Origin of the sequence: Hyalangium minutum (assembly GCF_000737315.1) — a bacterium.
Classification (GTDB): domain Bacteria; phylum Myxococcota; class Myxococcia; order Myxococcales; family Myxococcaceae; genus Hyalangium; species Hyalangium minutum.
Window position 1 is genome coordinate 131,316 of sequence record NZ_JMCB01000001.1, and the last position, 24,572, is coordinate 155,887.

The 24,572-nt window shown below is 70.2% G+C and carries 3 protein-coding genes; all 3 read left to right on the top strand.

Annotation, left to right across the window (positions count from 1 at the left end):
* The first annotated feature begins 13 nt into the window (after positions 1-13).
* The 3 genes from DB31_RS00480 to DB31_RS00495 are packed head-to-tail and all read left to right on the top strand — an operon-like array spanning position 14 to position 24,565.
* Positions 14-8,728, top strand: a complete 8,715-nt coding sequence (locus DB31_RS00480) for an SDR family NAD(P)-dependent oxidoreductase (protein WP_044180576.1) — start codon at positions 14-16, stop codon at positions 8,726-8,728.
* 40 nt (positions 8,729-8,768) lie between these two features.
* Complete coding sequence (locus DB31_RS48465; RefSeq protein WP_052419605.1) at positions 8,769-23,474, top strand: SDR family NAD(P)-dependent oxidoreductase; 14,706 nt, start codon at positions 8,769-8,771, stop codon at positions 23,472-23,474.
* Between the two features lie 11 nt (positions 23,475-23,485).
* Positions 23,486-24,565, top strand: a complete 1,080-nt coding sequence (locus DB31_RS00495; RefSeq protein WP_044180578.1) for a MupA/Atu3671 family FMN-dependent luciferase-like monooxygenase — start codon at positions 23,486-23,488, stop codon at positions 24,563-24,565.
* Positions 24,566-24,572 lie beyond the last annotated feature (7 nt).

Consider the following 24,572-nt stretch of genomic DNA (forward strand, 5'->3'; position numbering starts at 1 on the left):
TTCGAGCCAGCACATGACCGAGCGGATTGTGAGCACGAACAGCACCCTCCAGGCATACACCCGGGAGATTCTGGAGAAGTTCGTCCGGAAGGAGCTCTCACGCGAAGAGGCCCTGGTCCTGCTGCGGAGCCCTGCGCGGCCCGCAGCGGAGCCGGCCGCGCCCGCGGTCCCTGAAGAGCCCTCGCTCGCGGAGGCGACCACGCGCTACCTGGCACGGCAGCTGGAGGAGCTCGGGAAAGCAGCAGCCCCCGAGCGGAACTTCATGGAGCTGGGGCTGGGCTCGGCGGACCTGCTGGAGCTCAACACGCGGCTTGAGCGCGATCTGCGCATCGATCTCGTGCCCACGGTCTTCTTCGATCACTCCAGCGTCGGGCGCCTGGCGGACTACCTCGCGCGGACTTTCCCGGAGCAGCTCGCCCACGCGCTGCGAGAGTCCCCCAGCGAGGTGCCTTCCGCTCCCGCGCCCTCCCCCGCTCCCACCCCCACTCCCACTCCCGCTCCGCTGCCCACCGCCACGCCGCTGGCCCACACTGCTCCCTCCAAGCAGCCGAGGAACGAGCCCTCGGGCGCCCCGGGGACGCGCACGGGGGACATCGCCATCATCGGCATGGCGGGCCTGTTCCCGCAGTCGCCCGATCTGGACACGTTCTGGAAGAACCTGGCGGCGGCGAAAGATCTCGTGGAGGAAGTCCCACGCGAGCGCTGGGACGTGGCGGCCTGGTACGACCCCACCCAGACGCAGCCCAACCGCATCTCCTGCAAGTGGGGGAGCTTCGTCCCGGACGTGGACAAGTTCGACCCGCTCTTCTTCCACATCTCTCCGCGTGAGGCGGAGGTGATGGACCCGCAGGTGCGGCTGCTGCTCCAGGTGCTCTACAGCACGGCGGAAGACGCGGGCTGCGTGAGCGCGCTGCGGGGCTCGCACACGGGAATGTTCGTGGGGGCCTGCTTCCGCGACTACGACGACGAGATGCTGCGGCGCGGGCTTCCGGTGGGGCCGCATGACGGGACGGGCAACGCCGCGACAATGCTGGCCAACCGGCCCTCCTTCTTCTTCGACCTCAAGGGGCCGAGCCTCACGGTGGACACCGCCTGCTCCTCCTCGCTGGTGGCGCTGCACCTGGCCTGCCAGGCGCTGCGGCGCGGCGAGTGCGACATGGCCTTCGCCGCGGGCGTGAACCTCATCCTCAGCCCGCGCCACTACTTGCACTTCTCCGCGATGAAAGCGCTGTCGCCGACGGGGCACTGCCACGCGTTCGACAGCACCGCGGATGGGTATGTGCCGGGCGAGGCCGTGGCCGCCGTCCTCCTCAAGCCGCTCGAGCAGGCCCTGCGGGATGGCGATCCCATCCACGCCGTCATCAAGGGCACCAGCGTCAACCATGGCGGCTACACCAACTCCATCACCGCGCCCAGCCCCGCGATGCAAGCCGAGCTGCTGCTGGAGGCGTGGAAGGACGCCGGCATCGATCCGGAGACGCTGAGCTACATCGAGGCGCACGGGACGGGCACCCGGCTGGGGGACCCCATCGAGGTGGAGGGGCTGAAGCTGGCCTTCGCCCGGCACACCACGAAGCAGCGCTTCTGTGCGCTGGGCTCGGCCAAGGCGCACCTGGGCCACACCGAGGCGGCGGCCGGCCTCACCGGCCTCGTCAAGGTGGTGCTCTCGATGAACCGGGGGCTCATCCCCTCCATGCCGGGCTTCCGGGAGCTCAACCCCTTCATCAAGCTCGAAGGCAGCCCGCTCTACATCAACGAGAAGCCGAAGGCCTGGCTCACGCCCGTGGGAGCCCCACGCCGCGCTGGAGTCAGCTCGTTTGGCTTCGGCGGAGCCAACGCGCACGTGGTGCTGGAGGAGTACGTACAGCCCCGCCCAGAAGCGGCCTCGGAGACGACGGGGATGCCGCTGCTCTTTCCCTTCTCCGCACGGGATGAGGTGCGGCTGCGCGAGCTGGTGGAGCGCTTCGAGTCCTTCCTGTCACGGGATGCAGGGCCTTCGCTCGCGGAGGTGGCGTACACCCTCCAGACGGGACGCGCCACGCTGGCCTCGCGGCTGGCCATCATCGCCAGCTCGCACGCGGATCTGCTGACGGCGCTCAAGGACTTCCAGGCGCGTCGCGAGGTGCCCCTGCCCGGGCTCGTGCGCGTGCGAGAGGACGGCTCTGTCCTGCTCCAGGCCGAGGCGGCTCCTGGCGAAGCCGGGCTTGCGGAGCTTGCCGGACGGTGGCTGCGCGGGGAGGCCGTCACCTGGCCGGCCCCAGCCTCCGAGTCTCTTCGCCGCGTCTCGCTGCCCACCTCCACCTTCGCCCGGGAGCGCTACTGGTTCGAGGCAACTCCCGGGGTCACTGGGGTGGAGCCAGCGCCCGCCCAACCCCAGCTGCCCCCGGCGGGGGCCGAGCTGACGTGGTTCAAGCCCGAGTGGTTCCCCTCCGCGCTGTCCGCGCCCAGCGAGGTCCCAGCCACAGCCGGCGCCGTGCTGGTGTTCGACCCGGACGGATCGTTCACGCAACAGGTCGAGGCCCAGGATCGCCTGCGCGGGTCCGCTCGCGCGGTGGTGCGCATCCAGCCGGGCGCGGAGTTCCGCCGTGTGGGGCCGCGGCACTATGAGCTCCAGCCAGAGCACGCGGCAGACTACGAGCGGCTCCTCGATGCGCTGGCCAACGATGGCCTCCGCCTCGCGGGGATCCTGTTCTTCTGGGGGAAGCGCAGCCGCTTCGAGTCACCGGACGCCCTGCTAGAGGGGCTCGATGATGCGCTCGGCCAGGGGCTCTACCCGCTGGTGCGGCTCATCCAGGCCTTGCTGCCCCGGCGCAAGGACGAGCGGATCCAGTTGCTCTATGTCTACCGGTCGGGCGGAGAAGAGGTGATCGCCCACCATGAGGCGCTGTCCGGCCTTGCGCGTGCGGTGACGGCCGCCGCCCCATGGTTGAACTTCCGCCTCCTGGGGATGGATGCGTCAGGCACGACACCCGAGCTGCGGGTGGAGCGCGTGCTGGCGGAGCTGCATGCCAGCGAGGCCGCCACGCAGGTGGAGGTCCGCTACCGCAACGGAGAGCGCCACGTGCGTGGGGTGCGGCCAGTACCAGCCCATGAGGCAGCCGCGGCGATGGGCCCCGCCTTCCGGCAAGGCGGCATCTATCTGATCACCGGGGGCCTGGGCGGCGTGGGCTACGAGCTGGCGAAGTACCTGGCCGGGAAGTACCGGGCCCGGCTCGTGCTGACTGGACGCTCGCCGCTGGAGGACGAGCTGCGGCGGAAGCTGTCACACCTGGAGGGTCTGGGCTCGGACGCCGTCTATGTGCAGGCGGACGTCGTCTCGCGCAAGGACGTGGATCACTGCCTGGCGTACGTGAAGGCCCGCTACTCGGGGCTTCACGGCATCATCCACTGCGCGGGCCTGCTGAAGGAGGCCACGCTGGCGGACAAGCGCCAGGAGGACTTCGGGACCACCCTCGCCCCCAAGGTGCAAGGGACGCTGGTGCTCGATCAGGCCACCCGGGCAGCACCCCTCGAGCTCTTCGTCGTCCTCTCCTCTGTCTCCACGGTGATCGGCACCTCGCTGGCCGCCGACTACGCCACGGCCAACCGCTTCCTGGACAGCTTCGCGGCCCTGCGCGAGTCGCTGCGCCAGCGCGGCCAGCGCCAGGGCCAGACGCTGTCGATCTGCTACCCGTACTGGCGCGATGGCGGCATGCGGATGTCGCCGGAGAAGGAGGCGCTCGTTCTCCAGGCCACGGGCATGGAGCCGCTCTCCTCCGCGCAGGGAATCCAGGCGCTGGAGACGGCGCTGGCGCTGGGCCACCAGCAGGGGTTGCCCCAGATCCTCACTGCCTTCGGGGAGCTGGAGAAGATGCAGCGGGCGCTCCAGGCAGCACCGCCGCCCCCGGCCGCCGCAGCTGCCACGCCGCCGGCCCGGCCCGCCACGCCTCCTGACGCCTCCCAAAGCGCGGCGCTCGAGGCGCGGCTCACGACGGAGCTCGTGGAGTTGGCGGTGAAGACCTTGCGCCTGCAAGGTACCGTCAACCCTCGCTCCGAGCTGTCCGGGTACGGCTTCGAGTCCATCACCATCCTCGAGTTCACTCAGGCGTTGAATGCCCGGTACGGGACAGCGCTCTCACCCGCCCTCTTCTACGAGCACCGCACCATCGAAGGCTACGTGCGCTTTCTGCTGAGCAAGCACGCCGCCACCCTCCTGGGGACCCTCCCCGAACACGCCCCCGCCCCCACTCCTGGGGTGGCCACCAGCCCCGTGCCTTCCTCTGGCCCTCGCGAAGAGCAGTCGGCCGAGACTCGCCAGGACGAGGCCATCGCCGTCGTCGGCATGGCCGGCGTCTTCCCAGGCTCGCCGGATCTGGAGACGTTCTGGAGCAACATCCAGGCGGGTAGAGATCTCGTGGGGGAGATTCCACGCGAGCGGTTCCGCTGGGAGGACTTCCACGGCGACGGCGTCCCCGAGGAGCGGCGCATCACCAGCCCCCGAGGAGGCTTCATCCAGGACGTCGACTGCTTCGATCCGCTGCTCTTCAACTTGTCGCCACTCGAGGCGGAGTTGATGGATCCTCAGCAGCGCATCTTCCTGGAGATGGTGTGGCGGACGCTGGAGGACGCCGGATACCGGCCTGAGGAGCTGTCCCGGCGGAAGACGGGCGTGTTCGTCGGCGTGTCCAACGTGGACTACCGGGACGTGCTCGCCGGTGCTGGCCGGATGTCGGAGGTCTACATTACCACGGGGCTGTCCACCTCGCTCATCCCCAACCGCGTCTCCTACCTGTTCGACTGGAGCGGGCCCAGCGAGCCGGTGGACACGGGGTGCTCGAGCTCTCTGGTAGCCCTCCACCGCGCGATGGCCGCGCTGCGCGCGGGGGACTGTGACGCGGCCGTGGTGGGTGGCATCAACCTGCTGCTCAGCCCCACGCCCTTCATCGCCTGCAGCCGGGCGGGGATGCTCTCCCCGGACGGCCGGTGCATGACGTTCGACAAGCGCGCCAACGGCTACGTGCGCGGCGAAGGGGCCGGCGCGCTGCTGCTCAAGCCGCTCTCCCGGGCGCTCGCCGATGGGGACCGCATCCACGCCGTCATCCGCGGCACCGCCATCAACCACGGCGGCCATGCTCAGGGGCTGACCGTGCCCAACCCCACGGCCCAGTCGCAGGTGCTCATCTCCGTTTACGAGAAGGCAGGGGTGGATCCCGCGACGCTCGGCTTCATCGAAGCGCACGGGACCGGCACCTCGCTGGGAGATCCCATCGAGGTCAACGGGCTTCGAAAGCTCTTCCAGCACTTCCACGGCGACACGAGCCCCGCGGGCGCGCGCTGCGGCCTGGGCACGGTGAAGTCGAACATCGGCCACCTGGAGTCGGCGGCCGGCATCGCCGGGGTGATCAAGGTCATCCTCTCCCTGAAGCATCGCACGCTGCCCGCCAGCCTCCACTGCCAGGAACTGAACCCCTTCATTGATCTGTCGGGGAGCCCGCTCTACATCGTGCGGGAGACGCAGCCCTGGGAGGCTCGCGAGGACGCGCAGGGCCAACGCCTGCCACGCCGTGCAGGCGTGAGCTCCTTCGGCTTTGGCGGCGTGAACGCCCATGCCTTGCTCGAGGAGTATGTCGAGGCTCCCACCTCCCCGGCCCAGGAGACCCCGCGCCTCATGGGAGGCCAGGAGCTGATTGTCCTGTCCGCCCGGAACGCGGAGCGGCTGACCGAGTCGGCGCGGCGCCTGGCCACCTTCCTTCAGCGGGCCGAGGCCTCTGCCCCGCCCTTGGCGGATATCGCCCGAACCTTGCGCGAGGGCCGGCGTGAAATGGAGCACCGCCTGGCCATCATCGCCAGCTCGGTGGGGGAGCTGCGCGCCCGGCTGGAGGACTTCCTCGCGGGCCAGAAGCACGCGGCCCTCCTCACCGGAAAGGCCTCCTCCGAGAGCCCCTCGCTCCAGCTGATGGAGGAGAGCGAAGAGGGGCGGGCTTTCATCGCCAGCCTGGTCCGCAAGGGGGCAGCCGTTGAGCTCGGCAAGCTCTGGGTCCAGGGTGCCTCGCTCCCCTGGTCAGCCCTGGGCCCGGCAGGGGCCCGTCGAGTCGTGTCCCTGCCGGGGTACCCCTTCGCCCGGGTACGCTGCTGGCCTCGACAGAAGAGCCCTGCCTTGCCCGTGAGCCCTTCCCCCACGCGCCCAGCCCCTCCACCCGTGCCCCCTGTGGCAGTGGCGCCTGTGGCCGTGACGCCTGCCGCGTCGCGGGAGGCTGAGCCATCTCCCATGCCCCCCTCGCTCGCCAGCCAGCGGCCCATCACCCGCTACGCCAGCGTACGAGAGGGGCTGCGTGAGTACCTGCGTGCCGTGCTCGCCCAGGTGCTCATGGTCCCGCTCGAGGAGATCGACGCGGAGACGCCCTTCCCGAACTACGGCGTCGACTCCCTGGTGGCGATGGACATCGTGAAGCTCCTGGAGCGGGACTTCGGCTCGCTCCAGCGCAGCCTGCTCTTCGAGCACGTCTCGATCGCGCCTCTGGCGGACTTCCTCGCCACGGAGCACCGCAAGCACAGCGAGGCGCTGTTCGGCCCCAACGCCCAGCACGCACCGCTGGCGCTGGTGGTCCAGGAGGACGAAGCGCCTCTGGAGGCTCCGCCCGACTCCCTCTCCGCGCCAGAGGCCTCCCCTGCTCCCCTCGCCGTGTCAGAGGCTCCCCCGACGGCGGCTCCGGTCTATGCCGCGGCGACCCCCGTGCCTCGGGCCCCGCAACCGGGTCCCGGCCCCATGGACATCGCCATCATCGGTGTGGGCGGCGTCTTCCCGGGCTCGCGGAGCCTGAAGGACTTCTGGCGCAACCTGGAGGAGTGCCGCGATCTCATCAGCGAGGTGCCCGCCGAGCGCTTCGACTGGCGGCCTCACTTCGGTGACGCCAAGCGCGAGGCCCACAAAAGCGTCACCCGGTGGGCCGGCTTTATCGACGGCGTGGACCGGTTCGACCCGCTCTTCTTCAACATCGCTCCGCGGGAAGCAGAGCTGATGGACCCCAAGCAGCGCATCTTCCTCGAGGTGGTCTGGCATACGCTCGAGGATGCGGGCTACCGGCCCTCGCAGTTCAAGAAGTCGCGGACGGGCGTCTACGTCGGGACGACCAGCATGGACTACTACCAGGTCCTGCACGACGCGAACCTCCACGACGACGCCTACGCTCCCTCGGGGCTGGCCCCGGCAGTGCTGGCCAACCGCGTCTCCTTCCTGCTGGGCCTCCACGGCCCCAGCGAGCCCGTTGACACCGCCTGCTCCAGCTCGCTCGTGGCGCTGCACAACGCGGTGCGCGCCATCCAGTACGGGGACTGTGATCAGGCCATCGCCGGGGGCGTCAACGTGCTGCTCACCCCAGACCTCTTCGTCGCCTTCAGCCAAGCCGGGTTCATGTCACCGGATGGCCGCTGCAAGGCCTTCTCGCGCGAGGCCAACGGCTTCGTCCGGGGAGAGGGCGCGGGGGCCGTGCTGCTCAAGCCCCTGCACCAAGCTGTCGCGGACGGCGATCACATCTATGCCGTCATCAAAGGCTCGGGTGTCAACCATGGGGGTGAGGTGCAGTCACTCACCGTTCCGAACCCCTGGGCCCAGGCGGAGCTCATCGCCTCGGTGCTCGAGCGAGCCGGAGTCGATCCCGAGACGGTGGGCTACATCGAGACTCACGGCACCGGCACCGCGCTGGGTGATCCCCTGGAGATCAACGGGCTGAAGCGCGCCTTCTCGCAACTGCTGAACAAGCAGGGCCGCACGCCCTCCCGCACGGGCTTCTGTGCCCTGGGTGCGATCAAGAGCAACATGGGCCACCTGGAGGCCGCCGCGGGCATCGCCGGCCTCATCAAGGCGCTGCTGTGCATGAAGTACCGGCGGCTGCCCGGCATCGTCCACCTGCGCGAGCCCAATCCGGACATTGATCTGCGCAACAGCCCGTTCTACCTGCTGGACCAGACCCGGCCCTGGGAGCCGCTGCGCGACGCCGAAGGCAACCCCCTGCCGCTCCGAGCCGGAATCACCTCGCTGGGGTTCGGTGGCTCCAACGCGCACGTGGTGGTCGAGGAGTATGTCCCCCCGTCCGCCGAGCACCGCCGCGCGGCGACCCCCGCCGAGCCTCAGCTCTTCGTCCTATCTGCCCAGGCCGAGGATCGGCTGCGCGAGTCCGTCGAGCAGTTGCTCTCCCATCTCACGGACGAGGGAATCCGGGATGAGGAGCTGGCCGACGTCGCCTGGACCCTGCAGGTGGGCCGGGACGCCCTGCCCGCCCGGCTTGCCGTGGTGGCCACCCGCGCCGAGGAGCTGAAGGCCCGGCTGCGCGACTGGCTGGACGGACGCGCGGACACGCAGCACGTGCTCTCCGCGACCGTCGCCGTGAGGCGCGGGGGCAAGAAGGGCTCCACCCCGGGCAATGGCGCGGCGGCCGGCCTGGAGACGGCCCTCGCGGCCCGGGATCTGCCCGGGCTCGCCCAGCTGTGGATCTCCGGTGTGGAGCTCCCGTGGGCGTCGCTCCACCCGGCCGGTGCACGGCGGCGGGTCGCGCTGCCGGGCTACCCCTTCGCCCGCGAGCGCTACTGGGTGGAGCCGGCGCCCGCGCCCCTCCGCCTCGTTCCCCAGCCCCAAGCCGTGACCCGCCCGGAGCAGCAGCCGGATCAGAAAGTAGAGCTCCGAGAGCTGCTGCGGCAGCTCAAGCACCGGGAGCGGTCTGTCGATGAGGTCGCAAACCTGCTGAGGGGCTGATCACGCCCCCGAACCGCCGCATGGCCCTGGAAGAGACCGGATGAAGCTCGACAAGAGACAGATCCTCCAGCAAGTGGAGAGCGGCGACCTGGAGATCGACCAGGCCGTGGAGCTGCTCGCACGCCTGGGCATCGCCCCCAAGGCCGCGCCGGCCGAGCCGCTCGGACACGTCTACTACGAGTCGCGCTGGGAGCCGGCCCCGGCTCCAGCGGAGCGCCTCGCGCCGGGGCAGCGGGTGCTGCTCGTCGGAGAGCGCGAAGCCGCCATGGACGCGCTCCGGGCGGCGCTCACCGGACACGAGGTCGTCTCCGTCCTCCCGGGGACGGGCTTCCGGAGGCTCGCGGCCGATCAATATGAGGTGGACCTGGGCAGCGAAGAGCACGGCGCAAGGCTCCTGGCCGAGCTCGCCGGGGCCGGGTTCTTCCCCACGCAGGTACTGCACCTGTGGCGAGGTGGCCCCGACGCGTCGCTGGAAGAGGCCAGCGACGCGCGAGCGTTGGAGACGGGCGTCCACGCGGCGTTCACGCTGGTGAAGGCGCTGCTCGCGCAGGCCCCCAAGCAGGAGCTCACCCTGCTGTCCGCGTGTCTGGGTCCCGGAGGCGCGCCCGCGTGCGCCGCCGTGGCGGGCTTCCTGGCCGTGGCGGAGCAGGAGAACCCGAAGCTTCGGGGCAAAACGGTCCACATGCGGGAGCCCTCCCCCACCGTGGCCGCGGAGCTCCTTCTGGCAGAGCTGCCGAGCCTGTCCGAGGCCGAGGTCCGCTACGACGCGAACGGCCGCCAGGCACGCCGCCTTGCCGAGCTGACGATCCCCGACGTGGAGACGCCCGGCCCGCTGCGGCAGGGCGGCGTGTACCTGATCACCGGAGGCGCGGGTGGGCTCGGGTTGCTGTTCGCCCGGCACCTGGTGGCCACGGCGGGCGCCCGGCTCATCCTCACGGGGCGCAGCCAGCGACCTTCCGCGCAGCAAGAGCAGCTCTTCCGAGAGCTGGAGACGCTCGGAGGCCAGGTGGTGTACTGCCCGGCGGACGTCACCGTGCTGGCGGACATGGAGCGGGCCGTGCGGCTCGCCCGGGAGCGTTTCGGGAGGCTCGACGGGGTTCTCCACGCAGCGGGCGTCCTCGAGGACGCCTTCCTCGTCCGCAAGTCGTGGGACTCCTTCCAGCGGGTCCTGGCCCCCAAGACCCATGGCGTCCTCGCGCTCGATCACGCCACGCGAGAGGAGGCGCTTGATTTCTTCGCGCTCTTCTCTTCCACGGCGACGGTGCTGGGCCGTGCCGGCCAGGCGGACTACGCTGCGGCCAACCATTTCATGGACGAGTTCGCCGCCGCGCGAAACGCCCAGGTGGCCGAGGGCCGTAGGACGGGCCATACCGTGAGCATCGCCTGGCCGCTGTGGCAGGGCGGCGGGATGAACATCTCGGAGGCCGACCGGGAGACGATGGAGCGCATCACGGGCATGACCGTGATGGGTGCGGAGGAGGGCTTCACGGCGTTCACCCACGCCCTGCGCAGTGGCCGCTCCCTGGTCGCTGTCCTCTACGGGCGCGGAGCCCGCATCCGCGACTTCATCGAGCGCCGAGGCTCACGCAAGCCCGCGCCGGCTGCTCCCGCGCCTCGGGCGGGTGCCCCGCGGGACCGGGCGGAGCTGGCACGCGGCGCGGAGGAGTACCTGCTGGAGCTCATCTCGCGAGAGACGCGCCTGCCGCGCCAGCGCATCGACGTGAAGCAGGGCCTGGATGCGATCGGCCTGGACTCGATGCTGATCAACCGGCTGAACGTGCTCCTGGAGGACCCTTTCGGTTCCCTCTCCAAGACGCTGTTCTTCGAGTACCAGAGCATCCGTGAGCTGGCGGGCTACTTCTCCGAGCACCACACCGAGGCGCTCGCCGCGCTCCTCTCCCCCGCGTCCTCCTCCGAGGCCCCGCCTGCGGCGGAGGAGCCCACCCAGAGCCCCGAGCGATCCCCTGCCCCTGCTCCCGTGCAACAGGCCCCGGCGGCCCCGGTCACCGGGGACATCGCCATCGTCGGGCTCAGCGGCAGGTATCCGGACGCCGAGGACCTGCAGGAGTTCTGGGAGAACCTGGCCCAGGGGCGCAACAGCGTGGGCCAGGTCCCGCGGGAGCGCTGGGATCTGTCGCGCTATCCGGGCCTGGAGCTGAACACCCGGGAGCGGCAGGGCCTCCAGTGGGGCTCCTTCCTGCGCGAGGTGGACACGTTCGACCCGCTGTTCTTCAACATCGCGCCCAGGGACGCGGAGGTGATGGATCCGCAGGAGCGCCTCTTCCTGGAGACGGCCTGGTCGGCGCTGGAGGATGCGGGCTACTCGCGGCCGGAGCTCCAGCGCACGAGCCGCGAGGGAGACGAGAGCGCGGTAGGCGTCTTCGTCGGCGTCACCTTCGGCCAGTACCAATCCATTGGCGTGGAGGAGTGGGGACACGGCAACTACATCAGCCCGGGCTCTTCCTTCTGGTCCATCGCCAACCGGCTCTCCTACGTGTTGAACGTGAACGGGCCGAGCATGCCCGTGGACACCGCGTGCTCCGCCTCGCTCACGGCGGTGCACATGGCCTGCGAGAGCCTGCGCCGGGGCGATTGCCGGGTCGCCGTCGCGGGTGGAGTGAACCTGAACATCCACCCGGCCAAGTACGTGGCCCTGGCGCGGCTCAAGTTCCTCTCCACCGAGGGCAAGTGCCGCGCCTTTGGCGATGGAGGAGATGGGTACGTGCCCGGTGAGGGCGTGGGCGCCGTGGTGCTCAAGCCGCTCGCCCAGGCGGAGGCAGATGGGGACCACATCTACGCCGTCATCAAGGGCAGCACCATCAACCACGGGGGCAAGACGAATGGCTATACCGTCCCCAACCCCAAGGCCCAGGCCAGCCTCGTCTCTCGCGCGCTGCGCACCGCGGGGGTCAACGCGCGCACCGTGGGCTACGTGGAGGCCCACGGCACGGGCACGTCGCTGGGTGACCCGATCGAGATCACCGGCCTCAACAAGGCGTTCCGGGAGCACACGCAGGACCGGCAGTTCTGCGCCATCGGCTCGGTGAAGACCAACGTGGGGCACCTGGAGTCCGCCGCGGGCATCGCCTCGCTCACCAAGGTGCTGCTGCAGCTGCGGCACCAGCAGCTCGCACCCTCGCTGCATGCGGAGACGCTCAACCGGAATATCGACTTCGGCAGCTCGCCGTTCTTCGTGCAGCGGGAGCTGGCGCCCTGGCCAAGCCCGGCCGTGACGGGGCCCGATGGAAGGGTGCGGACCCTGCCCCGCCGCGCGGCGATCAGCTCCTTCGGGGCGGGCGGCGCGAACGCGCACCTCATCCTCGAGGAGTACGTGGCGCCTCGCGCGGAGCGCCCCCAGGCCTTGGGGCCCGAGCTGGTGCTGCTGTCAGCGAAGAACACCGGGCGCCTGCGGGCCTACGCGAGCCGGCTGAAGCAGCACCTGCGGCGCCTCCAGTCCTCGGCCGGGGCCATGCCCCCGCTGGGAGACCTTGCCTACACGCTCCAGGTGGGCCGAGAGGCGCTCGAGGAGCGTCTGGCGCTGGTGGTCGGCAGCGTGGACGAGCTGGTAGTCCGGCTGGAGGAGTTCGAGCAGGGCCAGCTCCACGGAGCTCAGGCGTACCTCGGCCGCGTGCCGGAGGAGCGCACCGCCGCCGCGGAGGTGGAGCTGCCCCGCGCCCAGGAGCTCATCCGCCGCAGGGACTGGGCCACGCTGGCCCGGCTGTGGGTGGAAGGCCACTCCGTCCCCTGGGGCGAGGTGTACCTCGGCCAGGGCCGCCGCGTGTCGCTGCCCACCTACCCCTTCGAGCGGAAGCGCTTCTGGGTGCCGCTGAGTCACCCCAGCGCCAAGGCTCCCCAGGCCGCTGCCGCGCTGCACCCGCTGCTCGACCGGGCCGTACCGAGCCTGAACGGGACCGTCTTCGAGAAGCGCTTCCGGCGCGACGAGCCCCTGCTGCGGGATCACCATGTCCGGGGCAAGCCCGTGGTAGCGGGCGTGGTCCAACTGGAGATGGTACGTGCGGCCGTAGCGGCGGCCGGCGCTGGGGCCCTGTCCTCCCTGAACGACGTGGTGTGGCTCTCCACCGTGGAAGTGTCCACGGACTCGACCCTGGTGCAGCTCGCCTTGACACCTCGGGAGGATGGTTTCTCCTACGAGGTGAGCATCCCGGGCACCGCCAGCACCTGCTCCCGGGGCCGCGTACGGTTCCAGGACACAGAGCCCTCGGGCACGCCACCCCGGGTGGATCTCCAGGCGCTTCAGGCGAGGTGCCAGCAGCGCATCGGCAAGGCAGCGCTGTACGAAGGCTTCCGCGCGGTCGGCCTGGAATACGGGCCTTCCTTCCAGTGCGTGGAGGAGCTCTGGGTGCACGGCCGTGAGGTCGTCGGGGAGCTGCGCCTGGGAGCCCAGGCCGCGCCAGAGCTCGAACACTTCGCGCTGCACCCCTCGCTGGTGGATGCGGCGCTGCATACGCTCCAGGGACTGACTGCGGGGGAGTCCAGCAACGGCGAGCCGCAGACCCTGATCCCCTTCTCGGTGGCCGAGGTGCGGGTGTATGGCCGGCTGCCAGCGCGGTGCTTCGCGTATGCGCAGCTGCGCGAGAACAACCGGGAGAGCGGCGTGGCCCGGTTCAACATGGCCATCCTCGACGAGTCCGGCCAGTGCCTCGTGCTGTTCAAGGACTTCGCTGCACGGCGGCTCCGCGTAGCGCACGGGCCTGCCGCAGCGCCCATCCACGAGGCAGCCCCCCTTCCAGCGTCCGTCCCCAGCTCGGGCTTCTTCTACCAGCCGCTCTGGAAGGAGCAGCCGCTGCCCGCCGTCGAGGCCCCCTCGAAGCCCGAGGGTGGCACGGTGCTCATCTTCACCCACCCGCAGGACTGCGGGCTGGGTGCCCGGCTTGCGGCGCAGTACGGCGAGCACCGGGCCGTCCTCGTCAGCCTGGAGGACGCATGGAACGCCGAGAGCCCTGGGCTCTTGCGCATCAACCACCGTGACGCGAATCACTACTCGCACGTGCTCGCGCAGCTGCGAGAGCCGTCGGCCATCTACTTCCTCGGTGGCATGCAGTCCAAGCGCTATAGCGCCAATGACGTGCAGCACCTGGCGCGCATGGAGGAGCGGGGTGTGGTCTCCCTGCTGCGGCTGGCCCGCGGCCTCGCGGCGCACCCTCCCGGCGCCATCCCGCTGAAGGTCGTCACCAACGACGTGTACCGCGTGCGCGAACGGGACGCCGCGTTCAACCCCTTCGCCAGCGCACTCGTTGGTTTCACCAAGGTCCTCTCTCGCGAGTTCCGCCAGCTCCAGGTGAGCTGCATCGACGTGGCGAAGGCCGAGCTCGACGCCGGTGAGGACACCGCAGCCGCAGTGCTGCGCGGTCTGCTAGCGGAGCCGGGCCTTAGCGCCGCCCTCCAGAGCGCGCTAAGGGAGGGCCGGCGCTTCGTCCAGCACCTCCATGCGGTGGAGCTGCCCGAGACAGCGCCGCAGGCGCTGTCCTTCGTGGACCGCGGCGTGTACCTCATCCTCGGAGGGGCGGGCGGCCTGGGGCTCGTTGTCGCTGAGCACCTGGCCCGGCGGTGCAGGGCCCGGCTGGTGCTGGTCGGGCGCAGCCCGCTGCGCGAGGAGACCCGCCGCCGCATGCAGGCCATCGAAGCCGCAGGGGGTGAGGCGCTCTACCTCCAGGCAGATCTGTGCGACGTGGCGGCCATGCGGAACGTGGTCCTCCAGACACGCGCTCGCTTCGGCCCCATCTCCGGCGTCATCCACTCGGCCATCGTCCTCCAGGACGGCGTCATCGGGCGCATGACGGAGGAGCAGCTGCGCGCGGCGCTGGCCCCGAAGGCACGCGGACTGGTCGTCCTGCACCACGTGCTGGAAGCCGAGCCGCTCGACTTCATCGCCTGCTTCTCCTCGGCGCTCTCCTTCACGAGCGCGCCGGGCCAGGCCAACTACGCCGCGGCCTCCACCTTCGAGGACTGCTTCGCCCTGTACCTCGAGCACCGGATGCAGCGCCCGGTGCGTGTCTTCAACTGGGGCTTCTGGGGCGACATCGGCATCGTCGCCACGGACACCTACCGCGAGCGCATGGCCCGCCGCGGCATCGAAGCCCTCACCCGCGAAGAAGGCCTGCTCGCCTTCGACCGCGTCATGGCCGGCCGCGCCACTCAGATCTCTCCCATCAAGCTCCATCCGGAGCTCCTGGAGTCCTTCCACATGGACGCAACCCAGCTTCGGGCCCCCTACCCCGAGACTTTCCCCTCGGTGATGACGCCCGTGACCACCCGGCTCGACGGCTTCATCCAGCAGGGCCCGGACATCCCCGGCAACGCGGAGCTGCTGCCGCTGGAGCAGCACGGACGGCTGCTGCTCCTCCAGGCCTTCCAGGAGATGGGCGCGCTGAGGAACCCTGGCGAGCGCCACACCCTCGGCGAGCTCCGGGAGCGGCTGCGCATCCTGCCCGCTTATTCGCGGCTCTACGACGCGATGCTGGACATCCTCTCCAAGGGCGGCTTCGTGCGGCTGGCGGGAGACTCGCTCGAGGCGACGCCCGAGGTTCGCTCCTCGCACGCGACGCCGCAAGGCATCCGGGCTCACCGCGAGTCCATGCTGGCGCGGCTGCCAGACGGGCGTGCCTTCCTGGAGCTGGTGGAGGCGTGTGTCGGCTCCTTGCCCGACGTGCTCACCGGCCGGAAGTCCCACATGGAGGTGATGTTCCCCGGCGGCTCCAAGACGCTCGTGGAGAACGTCTACAAGGGCAACCGGCGCTCGGACTACTTCAACGATCTGGTCGTCCAGAGCGTGCTGGCGGTGCTGGAAAAGCGCCTGGGAGACTCGCGGCAGGAGAAGATCGCCCTGCTGGAGATCGGCGCGGGGACGGGCGGCACGAGCGGCCGCGTGTTCGAAGCCATCCAGGCTCACGGCTCGCGCCTGACGTACGACTACACGGACATCTCCAAGAGCTTCGCGACGCACGGCCAGCGAACCTTCGGCCGCCGCTTCCCCTTCGCATCCTTCAAGGTGCTGGATGTGGAGAAGGACGTCATCGCGCAGGGCTTCAAACCTGGCGCCTATGATCTCATCCTGGCCACCAACGTTCTGCACGCCACGCGGAACATGACCCACACGCTGCGCCAAGCCAAGGCGCTGCTGAAGACGAACGGCGTGCTCGTCATCAACGAAGTCACGGTGGTCCAAGACTTCACCACGCTGACGTTCGGACTGACGAGCGGGTGGTGGCTGTTCGAGGATGCGAACCTGCGGCTGCCGCACTCGCCGCTGCTGGGGCTCAAGGAGTGGCGCTCGGCGCTGGAGAGCCAGGGCTTCCGCCGCGTCATGGGCTTCGGCCTGCCTCGGGGGCGCCCGGAGGTGGACGGGCAAAACGTCATTCTCTCGGAGAGCGATGGCTGGCTCGACACCTCGCGCAAGCAAGCCCCGTCCGCCCCCGAGCCGCGAGCCGCGAGCTCCATGTTGAGCAGCACGGCGCAGCGCTGGACTCCCCCCGCCGCGCCGCAGCCGAGCGCTCCCGCCGCGGCCCAGCTGCCGCCCGCGCCCCCGGCGCGGACCGAGCCGCAGAAGCACGCGATACCGCCGCCGCCAGCGGCCGAAGCCATCCGGTACCGCCCCCCGGAGGAGCCCCTCGAGCACCGCGTGGTGGCTCCTCCGCCCGCCCCTGTGCCCGCCCGGGTGGTGGCCTCCTCACCCGTCCCGGCCGACCGGGACGAAGCCCTGCGCGAACACACCCTCACGCTCCTGCGAAGCACCCTCGCCCAGGTGTTGAAGATGGAGGCCGCGGAGCTGGAGCCGGGCGCCACCTTCGAGTCCTACGGCGTGGACTCGCTGGTGGGCATGGACTTCCTGGACAAGCTGGAGGGCGACTTCCCCAGCCTGCCCAAGACGCTGCTCTTCGAGCACATCACGCTCGATCAGCTCACCGCCCATTTCCTGCGGACCTTCCCAGAGGTGCTGCGGCGCAAGTTCGGCGGCAGCCTCGCGGCAGTGCCTCGGTCCCCACTCGCGGCGGAGCGCGCCCCCGCTGCCACGGAGCCCTCCGCGGCGTCCCGGCCCACCGAGTCCGGTCGCGCCGCAGCCACGCTCATGGATGCGGCCTCCTTGTTCGGGGAGCCGCCGCCGGCTCCTGCCCAAACCGGAGTCCGTGAAGAGCGCACCCCGGCCTCCACGCGCGTGGAGGGCATCGCCATCATCGGCATGAGCGGCCGCTACCCGCAGGCCGAGGATACACGCGCCTTCTGGGAGAACCTGCGTCAGGGCCGCTCCGCCTTCTCCGAGGTGCCGCCAGAGCGGTGGAGCCACAGCGCCTACCACGACGACACGGGAGAGCGCCCAGGCACCACGTACCACCGGTGGGGCGCGTTCATCGGGGACGTGGACAAGTTCGATCCGCTCTTCTTCGGCATCGCCCCGCGCGAGGCGCAGCTCATGGATCCTCAGGAGCGGCTCTTCCTGGAGACAGCCTGGGCCACGCTGGAGGACGCGGGCTGGACGAGCGCGCGGCTCAACCGCTCCGCGCACGCGGACGGGGGACAAGGCGTGGGCGTCTTCGTGGGGGTGATGTACGGGCCCTACCAGCTGCTCGCGGCCGAGGAGTGGGCACGCGGCAACCGGGTGGACGCCCAGTCCGCCTACTGGTCCATCCCCAACCGGGTCTCCTACGCCTTCGACTTCCGAGGGCCGAGCCTCGCGGTGGACACGGCATGCTCCTCGTCGCTCACCGCCATCCACCTGGCCTGCGAGAGCCTCCGCCGAGGCGAGTGCCGGGCCGCACTCGTGGGTGGCGTCAACCTCATCCTCCACCCCAGCCACCACGTGGGGTTGGGGAAGATGTCCATGCTCTCGCGAGACGGGAGCTGCCGAGCCTTTGGTGAGGGCGCCAGCGGCTTCGTGGCGGGTGAGGGCGTGGGCGCCGTGCTGCTCAAGCCCCTGGCCGACGCCATCCGCGACGGGGACCGCATCCACGGTGTCATCCTCGGCTCGGCCGTCAACAGCAACGGCAGGACGAACGGCTACACCGTGCCCAGCCCCAGCGCCCAGGCGGATCTGATCGAGACGGCGCTAAAGCGGGCCGGCGTGGATCCGCGGACGATCTCCTACGTGGAGGCGCAGGCCGTGGGCTCCACCCTGGCGGACCCGATCGAGGTGTCTGGCCTCACCAAGGCCTTCGAGCGCTTCACCCGCGAGCGGGGCTTCTGCGCGCTCGGCTCGGTGAAGCCCAACATCGGCCACCTCGAGGCGGCCTCGGGCGTGGCGCAGCTCACCAAGGTGCTGCTGCAGCTCCAGCACGGGCAGCTGGCGCCCTCGGTGGGCTCCGAGCGGTTGAACCCCTATATCGACTTCGAGAACTCGCCCTTCTTCGTGCAGCGGCAAGCCAGCGAGTGGCCCGAGCCGCGCGATCCCGTCACCGGGCGGCGCATTCCGAGGCGGGCCGCCGTCAGCTCCTTCGGGGCGGGAGGCGCCAATGCCCACCTCCTCATCGAGGAGTACGTGGCCCCTCGGGAGGCTGCGGTGTCCCGGGATGATGGGCGGCCTCAGCTCGTCACCCTGTCGGCGAAGCGTCCGGAACGGCTGACAGAGCAGGCCCGGAGGCTGCGCGACTTCCTCGTCGGGTCTCTGGCGTCCACGCGGACGGCCCCTCCGCTCGCGGACGTGGCGTACACGCTCCAGACGGGCCGAGAGGCCATGGGGACGCGGCTGGCGGTGCTGGCACGGGATCTCCCCTCTCTGCTGGGCGCGCTCGAGCGCTTCCTGGCGGGCCAGGACGCGCCCGGCCAGTTGTTCACGGGCGCGGTGAAGAAGTCCACGCGCCCCATGCCGCTGCCCGCGGACTCCGTACGCCAGGCGCGGGATGCGGGCCAGCTGGAGCCGCTCGCCTCGGCGTGGGCCAGCGGCTCGGAGGTGGACTGGGAGCTGCTGCACGAGGGGCAGCCTCGCAAGCGCCTTGCGCTGCCCACCTACCCGTTCGCCCGGGAGCGCTACTGGCTGGATGTGTCCGCGCAGCCCGCGGCACTACCGATGGAGTCCTCGACTCCCGCCCCGGAGCCCGCCCCCCTGCCGCCCGCTCCCGCCCAGCTCCCCAACACCCAGGAGGTCCGTGTGACAGAGGACGGCACCCTGACCCGACGCGTCCAGGAGGTGCTGGTGAAGAGCATCTCCGAGATCCTCGGCGTCCGCGGCGAGGACGTGGATCTCGACGAGCACGTGAGCGACTACGGGTTCGACTCCATCTCGCTCACGAAGTTCGCGGCGCTCCTCAACAAGAACCACGGACTGGACGTCAGTCCCACGATCTTCTTCGAGCACGCCACCATCAGCAGCTTCGCGGACTACCTGGTCCGTGAGTACCGCGACGTGCTCGCGCGGGCCCTGCTGTCCACGGACGTGCAGGCGCCCCCCGCCGCTGCGAAGCCCCAGGCTCCCGCGCCTCGGGCCGCCGCGACCCAGGCTCCTGTCGCCACTCCGGCCCCGGGCGACGTCCGCGCTGTCGAGCCCATCGCCATCATCGGCATGGCTGGCCGCTTCCCAGGCTCGCCGAACCTGGCCCGCTACTGGGAGAACCTGATGGCCGGAAAGGATCTCGTCACGGAGATCCCTCGGGACCGCTTCGACTGGCGGGACTTCTACGGCGATCCGCAGAAGGATCCCACGAAGACGCCGTCGCGGTGGGGCGGCTTCCTGCAGGACGTGGATCGGTTCGACGCGCTCTTCTTCAGCATCTCGCCGCGCGAGGCGCGATCGATGGATCCGCAGCAGCGCCTCTTCCTGGAGACGGTCTGGCAGGCCATCGAAGACGCGGGCTATCCGCCCTCCCAGCTCGCGGGCACCTCCACGGGCCTGTTCGTGGGAGTGGCCGGCAGCGAGTACTCCCACCTGCTGGAGCAGTCGGGTGCGGAGATCGACGGTCAGGCGGCCACTGGCAACGCGCACAGCATCCTGGCCAACCGCGTCTCGTTCCTGTTGGATCTCCATGGCCCCAGCGAGCCGGTGGACACCGCGTGCTCCAGCTCCCTGGTCGCGGTGCATCGGGCCGTGGCGGCCATCCAGGCGGGCGAGTGCGACCTGGCGATCGCCGGCGGCGTCAACGTCCTGCTGACACCGGCCGGGTTCCTTGCCTTCGGCAAGTCCGGCATGCTGGCCGGTGACGGCCGGTGCAAGACGTTCGACCAGAAGGCGGACGGCTACGTCCGCGGCGAAGGCGTGGGGGCCGTGCTGCTCAAGCCGCTCAGCCGGGCGCTGGCGGACGGAGACACCATCTACGCCGTCGTCAAGGGCTCCGCCGTCAACCATGGAGGCCGGGCCAACTCGCTCACCGCGCCCAACCCCAACGCTCAGGCGGACCTCGTCATGCGCGCGGTGCGCAAGGCGGGCGTGGCGCCAGAGTCGATCGGCTACATTGAGGCGCACGGGACGGGGACCTCCCTGGGCGATCCCATCGAGATCAACGGCCTCAAGCGGGCCTTCCGCGAGCTGGGACTGGGTGGCACGGAGGCCTGGCGGCGCAAGTCCTGTGGGCTGGGCACCGTCAAGACCAACATCGGCCACCTGGAGACGGCCGCGGGCATCGCCGGGCTCATCAAAGTGCTGCTGGCGCTGCGCCACAAGAAGCTGCCGCCGCTCGTGCACTTCCAGCAGCTCAACGAGTACATCGACCTGGAGGACAGCCCCTTCTACGTCGTGGATAAGGCCCGGGATTGGGAGCCCGCGCGAGACGCCCGAGGCGCTGCCCTGCCACGACGCGCCGGGATCAGCTCCTTCGGCTTCGGTGGCGTCAACGTGCACCTGGTGCTGGAGGAGCATGAAGTCCCGGCCCCTCCCGAGCAGCTGTCCGGTGAAGGAGAGGCCATCCTCCTGTCCGCCCGGAGCACGGAGCGCCTGAAAGCATACGCGGAGGACTTCATCACCTTCCTGGAGGCGGTGGAGGCAGCCCCGGAGGAGCAACGCACCCGGTTGGCGGATCTGGCCTACACGCTCCAGGTGGGCCGCGAGCACATGTCCCACCGCCTGGCCCTGATCGTCCGGAGCCGCAAGGAGCTGATCGAGAAGCTGCGCGGCTTCACGAACGAGGGCGCGGGTGGATCCGACGTCTTCGTAGGAGATGACCACTCCCACAAGGATCTGATCTCCCTCTTCAGCCAGGAGGGAGCGGACCTGGGCTACTTCGAGGAGCTGGCCCGCAGAGGCAACTCCAGGAAGCTGGCCGCGCTCTGGGCCAAGGGCTTCTCCATCCCGTGGGCGGAGCTACAGGCGCGAGGCACGCATCGCCGGTTGCCGCTCCCCACCTACCCGTTCGCCCGGGAGCGTTACTGGCTCCCCACGCCGGTGCGAGCCGTTGCCCCGGTCCAGCCCGCGCAGCAGCCCGTCACCCAGGCCCCGCCCGCGCGAGTCCCCTCCCCGGCCGCGCCCGTGCCGCAGCCTGCGGCCACGGCTCCGGCTCCGGCTCCGGCGCCTGCTCAGTCCCCGCGAGCGGAAGAGCCCGCGCCCCGCGCTGCTCCGGCTCCGCGCGCCGAGGATGCCTCCCTGCAGCCCACAGCCCGAATCCGTGCCGTCTTCGCGGAGTTCATCGGCCTCGAGGAGCAGGCCATCGATCCGAACCGGGAGTTCACCTCCTACGGCATCGACTCCATCGCTGGCCTCCGGGTGATGCAGCGCATCCAGCAGCTCTACGGCGAGAACGTGCCGATGCTCGCCATCATCGAGCACCCGACCCTCCATCGCTTCACGAACCACCTCCTTCGCAACTACGTGAAGGCGGAAGCCGCGCCGGCCGCTCCAGCTCCCGCGGCAAGCCCAGTTCCAGCCCCGGTGGCTCCGGCTCCTGCTGCGAGTGCGCCCACCGCAGTCCCGAGCGCTCGGCCCACCTCCGAGCGCCCGTCAGCGCCCGTGCAGACGCCGCCCCCAGCACCTCGGAAGCCGGAGCCTCCGCGCACCGTGCCCGAGGTGCGGCTGGTGCCCTTCCAGCCCAACGGCTCCGAGACGCCGCTCTTCGGTCTTCCGGGAGACTGGGGTGACGTCGGCTGGCTCATCGGGCTCATCCCTCACCTGGGCAAGACACAGCCGGTGTATGGCCTGGACCTCGCGCCTGGCACCGAGTGCACTGTGGAGGCGCTCGCGGCAGAGTGCGTGCGCGTCCTGTTGGGTGCTCGGCCGGCCGGTCCCTACCGCCTCGCCGCCTCGGGCCTGGGCGGAGGTGTCGCCCTGGAGGCCACGCGGCGCCTGCACGAGCTCGGTCACGAGGTGTCCGAGCTGCTGCTGCTCGCCCCTGCCGCTCCTCGGCCCACGGGAGACACCGCCGCGCTGCAGCAGGCGGGAGACTCCGCCTGCGTGCTGACGTACCTGGGCAACAGCCTGGGCCAGCTGTGGCGGGCCCCTGGAGTGCTCCGCTACGACGCCCTGCCCCAGGGTGACTTCGCCGAGCAGCGGAAGGCCGTGACGCGCTTCCTCACCTCGAGCGCGGCGTGTCCGATGCCCGCCGCGAAGCTGGAACCGTGGCTGGATGGCGCTGCCCGCCAGTACGCGTTCGGGCTGCTCTCCCTGAGCCGCTACCGCCCGCGCCCGCTGTCCCGCCCGGTGCAGGCGGTGCTGATCCGTCCCCAGGAACTCCAGACGGGAGCGGGCAGCACCTACCGCCTGCCGCGCCCCCCCGCGGACGGTGTGAACACCGCAGCGGACTGGCAGGGGCTGCTGGGCAGGCCGGTTCGCGTCCTCGAGGCGCCCCAGGACTGCTTCGGCCTGCTGTCCGTCCAGGGCGTAACGTGGGTGGCGGAGCAGCTGCGCCCCGCCCGGGCCCCTGAGCCGCGAACCGAGCCCGGCGCTGACGGCCCTCGCTCCTCCATCATCGTGCCTATCAACAAGAACGGCTCCCAGCGCGCCTCCTTCTGGGTGCACACGCTCCTGGGGGACGTCAGCTACGGCCTCAACTTCTCACGCCACCTGGGCATCGACTACCCCGTCTTCGGCATCGAGCAGTTCGATGTGGACGGCAACGTCTTCCTGCTCCCTACCATCGAGGAGATGGCCTCCCGCTACATCGACGCGCTCCGGGCCGCCCAACCTTCGGGACCCTATGTGCTCGGGGGCTACTCCTACGGCGGCATCGTTGCCTTCGAGATGGCCTACCAGCTCGGGCAGCGCGGCGAGGAGGTCTCGGATCTGGTGCTGATTGACTCCCTCATGCCAGGCACGGAGGTGTTCAACGCCATCGACACCTCGTCCTTCGTGACGGACGACTTCAGCATCATGTCGCTGATCCTCATCGGCAACTCGTTCGGCAACCGATGGCACGCCGAGCGCTACATCCAGCTCGATGAGCTCACCGGCCGGCCTCGGGACCAGCAGATCGAGCAGGTCGCGCGCCACCTCCGGGACCGCTCGAAGACCACCCTCTCCTTCGAGGAGATCCTGCAGCTCGTCCGCCGCAACTACGACACGATCACCTCGAACAACGAGGCGCTCAACCGCTACCGCCCCAAGGGCCCGCTCGGCCCCCGGGTGAACGCCACGCTCTTCCACGCCACCCTGGGGTTCGTCGGGCCCAACAACCCCAACAACATCCCCGAAGTGAAGATCCGCGTGGATGACCGGACCAATGGCTTCGGCCGCTACGTCCCCAGCAGCTTCCGGATCTTCGATCTGCCCGCGGACCACTACACCATCTGCACCGACGAGTTCATCAAGGTGGTCGCGGAGAAGACCCGCGTCGCCATCACCCCCATGCGCGTGCTCCCCACGGAGCGCGCTTCGTAGGAGCCCCACCCATGGACTTCAGCGTCTACTTCTTCTCAGCCAACGATCAGGCCGACTTCGGCGAGCGCTACCGCTTCATCCTCGAGGTGGCGAAGTACATCGACCAAAACGGCTTCAAGGCCATCTGGACGCCCGAGCGCCACTTCCAGGAGTTCGGGGGCAGCTTCCCCAACGCCTCGGTGCTCAGCGCCGCGCTGGCGGTGCTCACCCAGAACATCGAGCTGCGCGCGGGCAGCGTGGTGGCCCCCCACCACCACCCGGCCCGTATCGCCGAGGAGTGGGCCCTGGTGGATCAGCTCTCCAACGGCCGGGTGGCGCTCTGCCTCGCCACGGGTTGGCACCGCGGGGACTTCATCTTCTACCCGGAGAACTACGCGGGCCGCCGCGAGCTCACCTTCCGCCTGGTGCAGACGCTGCGAGATCTCTGGGCCGGGCGCCCGGTGACCTTCAGCGGCGTCGAGGGCCAGGCCGTGGAGGTGCGCACCTTCCCGCGCCCCCGCCGCCAGGAGCTGCCGCTGTGGCTCGTCCACAGCACCAACCCCGAGACCTGGGCCAAGGCCGGAGAGCTTGGCCTCAATGTCCTCACCCTGCTGGACAACTGGGACCGGCTCACCGCCAACATCGCGGCCTATCGCGACGCGCGCGCCAAACACGGCCATGATCCGAAGTCCGGCATCGTGACCCTGGGCGTCCACACGTACATCGGCGATGACGACACCACGGTGCGCAAGCTCGTCGCAGAGCCCGTGAAGCAGTACCTGTCCACGTTCCTCACCCAGCGCAAGGCGGATGCCACCCTGCAGGGCGGCTCCAAGCAGCTCGATGCCAAGGAGCAGGACATGCTGGCAACGCTGGCCTACCAGGACATGTACGACAAGCGGTCGCTGCTGGGCACGATCCCCAAGTGCGCCGACATGGTGCGGCGGATGCAGGAGATCGGCGTCGACGAGGTCGCTTGCCTCGTGGACTTCGGCCTGGACTTCCAGACTGTCTTGGACGGGCTGCCGCGCATCAACGAGCTGCGCGCTATGTTCCAGCCAGCCGCCTCGAACGCCAGCGCCAGCGGCATGGCCTGGTACTACAACCGGTGAATCGAGT

Bases quoted from the DNA above. Each gene is read 5' to 3' on its own strand.
- DB31_RS00495 (WP_044180578.1), top strand. From the start codon at position 23,486: ATGGACTTCAGCGTCTACTTCTTCTCAGCCAACGATCAGGCCGACTTC.
- DB31_RS00480 (WP_044180576.1), top strand. From the start codon at position 14: ATGACCGAGCGGATTGTGAGCACGAACAGCACCCTCCAGGCATACACC.
- DB31_RS48465 (WP_052419605.1), top strand. From the start codon at position 8,769: ATGAAGCTCGACAAGAGACAGATCCTCCAGCAAGTGGAGAGCGGCGAC.